Raw genomic sequence first — 1,896 nt, 5'->3', positions numbered from 1 at the left:
ATCGGGATTTGCTTTTAAGAGATGAATTTTTGGTGTGAATGCTTGACATTATTTTGATTGACCATGGCATAGGCCAGGGTTGTGTCAATCTTGCTATGACCTAGCAGTTTTTGGACTTGCTCGATAGGCATACCTTTATCAATTGCCTTAGTCGCTAAAGTTCTTCTGAACTTATGTGGGTGAACCTTTTGTATACCGAGTTTGTCTCCTAACTTTCTTAAGCGAATCTCTACACCAGCAATTCCAAGCCTCTGGACTTTTCCAACTAACGTTACAAAAAGAGCAGGGTGACTATCTTTTCTGTCGTTAAGATAGTTTCTTAAATGAATTTTCGTACGAGCGTCAAAATATACTGGTCTCTCCTTCTTTCCTTTACCAAAGACAACACACTCTCTGTTTTCAAAATCAATATCTGAACGATTCAACTGTACAAGCTCCCCTACACGCATACCTGTCGATGCTAGTAGGTCTATTATTGCCAAATCTCTCAAATTTTCACAGTTATCGCGCATAATTTCCAAATGTTCATCTGTATAAGTTTCCTTCACATTTTGCTCAGTCTTAATTTTCTTTATCCGTCGAATGGGATTTTTAATGATATATTCCTCTTGCTCAAGCCAAGCAAAAAAAGAAGACAATATACGCCTAATATTGTCTAAATTTGCCTTACTACAATCCTTTTCAGACTGGTAATTTGCTAAATAACTCCTTAAATCATCTGTTGTGAGTTGTGTCACAGACTCCTTAATACCATTAAACAAGTTTTCAATCGTCCTCTGGTAATAACGAATTGTTTTTGAGCTACAGCCCTCTACCTGTTTGGCGGTAATAAAGAGTTTCAACAGGTTATTATTCGAATACTTCTGCTGCTTTTTTCCGTCTACTAGATGATGTTCTAAACTCTCTCTCAATGCTAGTAATTGTTCATTATTTAAAAGAGGTAACATTTCTTGCATGATAATTGTAACTTTTGATTCCATAATTTCTCACTTTCTTATTCATCAATAAAAAGAGACAATATCAGTTTCTGCATTACAGAATTCTAATATTGTCTGTTCATTTATTTTCTTGTGCTCATTCAAATCCAGCATACTAGGTTACTTTTTGACCTTTTCCCTAACAGAATGTTCAGAAACCCATTTGGAGTAGCTTGTCATTTTTTCATCAGTTAAAGATTCTACTGCGATGGTCACACACATTTTTACTGCTTCTTCTACCGTTACAGAAAAATGATAGCTATTTAATTGTAAAAATTTGACCAAAACGAAGAAAGCAGTTCTTTTATTAGCATTAGCAAAAACATGCTTCTTTATCAATTGGACAAATAGTATCGTTGCTTTATCAAAAATTGTTGGATAAAGAGGCTTCCCAAAGACAAATTGTTCTGGTAAGTTCACAATCATATTTAAGGCAGAAGGACTAACTGTTTGAATTTTCTCATTTGGAGAATACCGTTGAATTGCTAAAGCATTTATTTTTTCAATTTGCTTTTCTGTTAGATAGATTGTCATTTTTCCACCAAAGCTTTGAAAACATCGTCGTATTCGTCAAATATTTTATCTAAATTTAAGTCAAAGGCATCATCAGATACATAAGAAACCTGCTGATCCAATTCTTCAGGAGTAAAGATAATCTCACCACTTGGTAACAATTTAGCTTCGTATTTTACACCACTTGGAATATTAAATTCACTTGGAATCGTAATGGTGATTGAATTTCCTTGTTTTCTTGTTTTTACTACCATCTGATTTCCTCCTTTGTTGTATTATAACAAATCATTACCGTAATTACAATGGCAGAATATCAGCTAAAATACTCCTGCATCAGAGATTTCTTCAAAGTTTCAAGCTCTTCCAGAGATTTTTGGATTGCCAATTGTGATTTGTCGACCTGGGC

General features: G+C 34.4%; 3 protein-coding genes and 1 pseudogene. All 4 read right to left on the bottom strand.

Annotated elements, in window-relative coordinates:
* Positions 1–14 precede the first annotated feature (14 nt).
* The gene (xerA, locus tag B4W83_RS11830) at positions 15–980 is read right to left on the bottom strand and encodes a site-specific tyrosine recombinase/integron integrase (protein WP_000444454.1); all 966 of its coding nucleotides are present in this window, start codon (positions 978–980) and stop codon (positions 15–17) included.
* Between the two features lie 117 nt (positions 981–1,097).
* The gene (locus B4W83_RS11825) at positions 1,098–1,511 is read right to left on the bottom strand and encodes a type II toxin-antitoxin system death-on-curing family toxin (protein WP_000158362.1); all 414 of its coding nucleotides are present in this window, start codon (positions 1,509–1,511) and stop codon (positions 1,098–1,100) included.
* Entirely contained in the window at positions 1,508–1,744 is a 237-nt protein-coding gene (locus B4W83_RS11820; RefSeq protein ID WP_000260603.1) for an AbrB/MazE/SpoVT family DNA-binding domain-containing protein, read from the bottom strand. Before B4W83_RS11820 ends, B4W83_RS11825 begins: the two co-directional genes overlap by 4 nt.
* A gap of 59 nt (positions 1,745–1,803) precedes the next feature.
* A pseudogene (locus B4W83_RS13190) lies at positions 1,804–1,896 on the bottom strand (restriction endonuclease subunit S); the annotation flags it as partial.

Origin of the sequence: Streptococcus pseudopneumoniae ATCC BAA-960 = CCUG 49455 (genome assembly GCF_002087075.1) — a bacterium.
Taxonomy (GTDB): domain Bacteria; phylum Bacillota; class Bacilli; order Lactobacillales; family Streptococcaceae; genus Streptococcus; species Streptococcus pseudopneumoniae.
Note: the sequence above shows the minus strand (reverse complement) of the source record. Positions and strands in the feature narration are given on the sequence as shown.

Bases quoted from the DNA above. Each gene is read 5' to 3' on its own strand.
- B4W83_RS11820 (WP_000260603.1), bottom strand. From the start codon at position 1,744: ATGGTAGTAAAAACAAGAAAACAAGGAAATTCAATCACCATTACGATT.
- xerA (WP_000444454.1), bottom strand. From the start codon at position 980: ATGGAATCAAAAGTTACAATTATCATGCAAGAAATGTTACCTCTTTTA.
- B4W83_RS11825 (WP_000158362.1), bottom strand. From the start codon at position 1,511: ATGACAATCTATCTAACAGAAAAGCAAATTGAAAAAATAAATGCTTTA.